Genomic DNA, 5,033 nt, shown 5'->3' on the forward strand with positions numbered 1-5,033 from the left:
TTATTGAATGTCTGTCATTTGATTTTTAGGAAACCACTAATGATAAATTTTTACTTAAGATGTTATTAAGTAAAAATTATCTTACGTAAAAAATAGCTAAATAAAACTCACACAAAAAGGCATCAAAGTGATATAGAGGAGCGCTGAGTTAAAAAGAAAAATAAGCTCAAAGCAAACTTAAACTAACTGAGTAAGCCAAGATTAATCATTTTATGAACAATAAATTACGATAAAATAACCACTCAGCTGATTTTTAGAAAAATTTCCGCCTAAATCTGCGGATGGTGGTAATATCACAGTTTGTTATACTGCGAATTGATAAGAACTGTCCATCCCCATAAGAAGGGGATCTTGCTAAAATAAAATGCTGACAGGAGAATAAAAATGGATGCATTAACACTGCTTTTGAACCGCCGTTCAGCTTCTCGACTGACTACGCCAGCCCCTGATAGTGAAGCCCTCAATACTATTTTACAAGCAGGTATGCGCGCGCCTGATCATGGTGCACTTAAGCCTTGGCATTTTATAGTGATGCAAAATGAAGGCATTGAGCGTTTTAGCCAATTACTGCATAAGGCGGCAATAGCGAGTAATTTAGGACCAGAAGTTGAAGAAAAAGCAAAAAATGCACCTTTTCGTGCCCCATTGATTATCACGGTTATTGCGAAAGTGAAAGAACACCCTAAAGTTCCTGAATGGGAGCAAGTTGTTGCCGCTGGTTGTAGTGTGCAAGCAATGCAAATGGCGGCTGTTGCGCAAGGATTTGGGGGAATTTGGCGTTCAGGCTCTTGGACTCATGATGCCGTTGTAAGAGAAGGACTTGGCTGTAGCGAACACGACCAGATTATTGGTTTCCTTTATTTAGGTACGCCAGCCTTGAAAGCACCAATGACAGTTTCTCCTGCCGACTTAACTGATTTTGTGACTTATTTTTAAAAAGGATGGCATGTTATGTCTGAAGCAATTCGTTTAACACAATACAGTCATGGTGCAGGTTGTGGTTGTAAAATCTCGCCAAAAGTTTTAGAAACCATTTTACACAGTGAACAAGCTAAATTTCATGATCCTCATTTACTTGTCGGTAATGAAACCAAAGATGATGCTGCTGTTTATGATTTAGGAAACGGTACAGGTATTATCAGCACCACTGATTTCTTTATGCCAATCGTTGATAACCCCTATGATTTTGGGCGTATTGCGGCAACAAATGCAATTAGCGATATTTTTGCCATGGGCGGAAAACCGATTATGGCGATTGCTATTTTAGGCTGGCCAATTAATAAACTGGCACCGGAAATCGCACGCGAAGTGATTGAGGGTGGTCGAGCTGCTTGCCAAGAAGCAGGCATTTCACTCGCTGGTGGTCACTCAATTGATGCACCTGAGCCTATTTTTGGTCTTGCTGTAACAGGGGTTGTGCCCGTCAGTAAAGTGAAGAAAAACAGCGAAGCTAAAGCAGGATGTCAGCTTTTTTTAACGAAACCTTTGGGTATTGGTGTATTAACAACCGCTGAGAAGAAAGGGCTACTAAAACCAGAACACCAAGGTTTAGCGACAGAAATTATGTGCCGTATGAATAAAGCCGGTTCTGATTTTTCTGATATTGAAGGTGTCACTGCAATGACCGACGTTACAGGGTTCGGTTTATTAGGACATTTAAGCGAAATCTGTGATGGCTCTGGTGTACAAGCGACTATTCATTTCTCACAAGTCCCTAGATTGCCAGAAGTCGAGTCTTATATAGAACAAGGCTGTGTTCCTGGGGGAACAGGTCGTAACTTTGAAAGTTATGGTCATTTAATTGGTGAGATCACTGAAATGCAACGTAAGTTGCTCTGTGATCCACAAACATCAGGGGGTTTACTATTAGCCGTATTACCTGAAGCGGTTGAAAAAGTGAAAGAAGTTGCCTCACGTTTTGATATTGAATTAACGTCTATTGGTGAATTAACGGCACCAGTAGCGGGAAAAGCGTTGATTGAAGTGACTGACTAACGTAATGAGATTATTTATTGCAGAAAAACCCAGCCTTGCTCGCGCTATTGCTGATGTATTGCCAAAGCCTCACAAACGGGGCGATGGTTTTATTCTTTGTGGTGATAACCAGTATGTGACATGGTGTGTTGGTCACTTACTTGAACAAGCTGAGCCGGATGCATACGACCCGCGGTACGCCCGCTGGTCGTTAGATGATTTGCCCATTATTCCTGAAAAGTGGCAACTCAAGCCCAGAGCTGATGTAAAAAAACAGTTAGAAACCATCAAAACACTACTTAAGCAGGCAAAAGAAGTGATCCACGCAGGCGACCCAGATCGTGAAGGTCAGCTGTTAGTCGATGAAGTGCTTAACTATTTAAATATCAGCGAAGAGCAAAGAAAACAGGCGCGTCGTTGCTTAATTAATGACTTAAATCCAGCGGCAGTGACGCGTGCTATTGATAAGCTACGCTATAACCATGAATTTGTACCATTGTGTGTATCTGCTTTGGCGCGAGCAAGAGCTGATTGGCTTTATGGTATTAATATGACTCGAGCCTATACGCTCTTAGGTCAACGCAATGGTTACCAAGGTGTATTATCAGTAGGGCGAGTGCAAACACCCGTATTAGGTTTAGTGGTTCGGCGTGATGAAGAAATTGAAAACTTTGTTCCTAAAGATTTCTTTGAAGTTAAAGCGCATGTTGTAACACCTGCCGATGAACGCTTTACTGCGACTTGGCAACCAAGTGAACATTGTGAACCTTGGCAAGATGAGGAAGGACGGTTATTAAATCGTAAACTTGCAGAGCATGTTGTTGAGAGAATTAAAGGCAAACCTGCGAATGTAACGGATTATCAAGATAAGCAAGAGTCTGAAATAGCGCCGCTTCCTTTTTCACTTTCCGCATTACAAATTGAAGCGGCAAAACGCTTTGGCTTAAGCGCACAACAAGTCTTAGATACGTGCCAACGCTTATATGAAACACATAAGCTCATTACTTATCCACGTTCTGACAGTCGTTATCTACCCAATGAACATTTTGCTGGTCGTCATGCTGTGATTAATGCGATTAGCACACATGACGCAAGCTTATTACCGCAAGATACCCTAGATATAGATAAAAAGAATCGTTGTTGGGATGATAAAAAAGTTGATGCTCACCATGCAATTATTCCAACGGCAAAAACAGGTAAGATCTCATTAACTGAAAATGAGAAAAATATTTATTATCTGGTGGCTCGTCAATATTTAATGCAATTTATGCCTGATGCTGTTTATCGTAAATGCGTTATTGAACTTGATATTGAGAATGGCAAATTTATCGCTAAAGCGCGTTTTTTTAGCACAAGCAGGATGGCGAATATTATTAGGTGCGAAAGAGCAAGATGCTGAAAATGACGGTTCTGCATTGCCAATAGTGGCTAAAGACGATGAGTTGTTGTGTGAAAAGGGAGAGATTGTTGAAAAGCAAACGCAACCCCCAAGGCCTTTTACTGATGCAACATTGCTGTCTGCTATGACCGGAATTGCGCGCTTTGTTCAAGATAAAGAACTTAAAAAAATACTAAGAGCAACGGATGGATTAGGCACTGAAGCGACAAGAGCGGGAATTATTGAACTGTTATTTAAACGTGGCTTTCTGCAAAAAAAAGGACGAGCGATTAATTCAACGCCAGCGGGAAGAGCGTTAATTCATGTATTGCCAGATATGGCAACTTTACCCGATATGACCGCACATTGGGAATCGATACTTACGCAAATTAGTGAAAAGCAATTTAAATATCAAGACTTTATGATGCCATTAAATAGCACTTTAATAGAGTTGATTACTCAAGCAAAAACGTCGTCCGAATATTCAAGCGTTTAGAAATCTTCCTGCACCGGCACATAATAAAAAGCGAAAGGCAGCTTCTAAAGGAAGTAATAAAGGAAGTGCTACAAAAAATAAAGCGCAGAGTAAAGAAGCGGCTACGGATCATTAAGTACAAATAAAAAGCACTTCCTTCATTATTTAGGGAAGTGCTTTTATGAAATGAAGATTGGATCTATTTAGATTTTAAATTCAGCCCAAACGGGTGCATGATCGGATGGTTTTTCCATCCCTCGGATCTCGTAATCAATGCCTGTTGAAATGCAATTCTCCGCTAAGCAGCGACTTGCTAGAAGTAAGTCTATACGTAAGCCTCGGTTATCATCAAATCCTTTAGAACGATAGTCAAACCACGAAAATTTATCATCAGCTTCAGGGTGTTGTTGGCGGAATGTATCTGTTAATCCCCAGCCCATTAAAGTTGCCAGCCATTCCCGCTCTTCTGGTAAAAAAGAACATTTACCCGTTTTTAACCAGCGTTTCATATTATTTTCGCCAATACCAATATCTTTATCCGTTGGGCTAATATTTAAATCCCCCATAATAAGTACGGAAGAGGTCGGTTTTAAGCTGTTGGTTAGGTAATTTTGAAGATCCGCATAGAATTTTTCTTTTGCTGGAAATTTAGTTTCATGATCACGGCTTTCACCTTGAGGGAAATAACCATTCATCACAGTCAATAAACCCGCGGGTGTTTCGATATCAGCCATTATCATTCGACGTTGAGCATCATCGTCATCACCAGGAAAGCCTTTACGTACTGCGACAGGCTTTTCTTTTGTGAGTAAGGCAACCCCATAATGTCCTTTTTGACCATGATAGAAAACATGATAACCCAAGGCACCCACTGTATCTAATGGAAACATATCATCATGAACTTTCGTTTCTTGAAGACCAATAACATCTGGCTGATGTTTTTCTATGATAGCTTCAAGTTGGTGAGGACGAGCGCGTAAACCATTAATATTGAAAGAGACAAATTTCATGTGACTGTAACCATTTATATATTGAATAATAGGATGTCTAATACTAGCAGGATCATAAAATGAATGTAAGCAAATCACGGAAATGATGGCACAGCTTATCAAGAGAAAGATAAAATTAGATAAAAAATAAAAAGCGATTAAATAGAGTGTGTTAATTTAATAAAAAATAATTAATTGCATAACAAAAAATATTAAT

3 protein-coding genes and 1 pseudogene are annotated in these 5,033 nt (G+C 39.8%); 3 read left to right on the plus strand and 1 reads right to left on the minus strand.

What is annotated here, in order from left to right; all coding sequences use genetic code 11:
- The first annotated feature begins 384 nt into the window (after window positions 1–384).
- The 3 genes and pseudogenes from BHE89_RS09360 (at window position 385) to BHE89_RS09370 (ending at window position 3,963) form a co-directional block, all read left to right on the plus strand.
- Complete coding sequence (locus tag BHE89_RS09360; protein ID WP_069368968.1) at window positions 385–936, plus strand: NAD(P)H nitroreductase; 552 nt, start codon at window positions 385–387, stop codon at window positions 934–936.
- Window positions 937–951: 15 nt separating this feature from the next.
- Entirely contained in the window at window positions 952–1,995 is a 1,044-nt protein-coding gene (gene selD, locus BHE89_RS09365; RefSeq protein WP_069368969.1) for a selenide, water dikinase SelD, read from the plus strand.
- 4 nt (window positions 1,996–1,999) lie between these two features.
- Window positions 2,000–3,963 (plus strand): annotated as a pseudogene (locus BHE89_RS09370) (DNA topoisomerase III).
- 67 nt (window positions 3,964–4,030) lie between these two features.
- Here the strand turns inward: BHE89_RS09370 and xthA are convergent.
- Window positions 4,031–4,837: an exodeoxyribonuclease III gene (xthA, locus tag BHE89_RS09375; RefSeq protein WP_069368971.1), complete on the minus strand. Its 807-nt coding sequence runs from the start codon at window positions 4,835–4,837 to the stop codon at window positions 4,031–4,033.
- Between the last annotated feature and the right edge of the window lie 196 nt (window positions 4,838–5,033).

This window comes from Shigella sp. FC1967, from assembly GCF_001743005.1.
In the GTDB taxonomy this organism is placed as follows: domain Bacteria; phylum Pseudomonadota; class Gammaproteobacteria; order Enterobacterales; family Enterobacteriaceae; genus Proteus.

What these genes read in the sequence shown, in the direction of transcription:
- BHE89_RS09360 (WP_069368968.1), top strand. Translation starts at nt 385, where the DNA reads ATGGATGCATTAACACTGCTTTTGAACCGCCGTTCAGCTTCTCGACTG.
- selD (WP_069368969.1), top strand. Translation starts at nt 952, where the DNA reads ATGTCTGAAGCAATTCGTTTAACACAATACAGTCATGGTGCAGGTTGT.
- xthA (WP_069368971.1), bottom strand. Translation starts at nt 4,837, where the DNA reads ATGAAATTTGTCTCTTTCAATATTAATGGTTTACGCGCTCGTCCTCAC.